General features: G+C 52.6%; 1 protein-coding gene. It reads right to left on the reverse strand.

What is annotated here, in order from left to right; translation table 11 throughout:
* A partial coding sequence (locus IV91_RS16230; RefSeq protein ID WP_150112526.1) for a helix-turn-helix domain-containing protein occupies positions 1-253 on the reverse strand: 253 nt, incomplete at both ends.

Raw genomic sequence — 253 nt, forward strand, 5'->3', positions numbered from 1 at the left:
TTTTGTAGGCACGCTCAAGGTCTTTGAGTGATTGCTGCAAAACTTGCGAATGTGTTTCTTTGAGCCAAGCGGTTTCCGGTTGAGTTTTCCAAGTGGTGAGTTCTTTGCACAACCCGGCATAGCCCACCTTCTTTTCGCCGCCCTCGTAGATGGCCTTCTGCATTGCAAGCGCCTTGTTGAACACGAAACGGCATGACCCGGCAAAGCGGCGCATAGAGCGGGCTTGTTCGCCGTTGGGCTGTAGCTCGTATTT

The organism is Ferrovum myxofaciens (genome assembly GCF_000735045.1).
GTDB lineage: Bacteria > Pseudomonadota > Gammaproteobacteria > Burkholderiales > Ferrovaceae > Ferrovum > Ferrovum myxofaciens.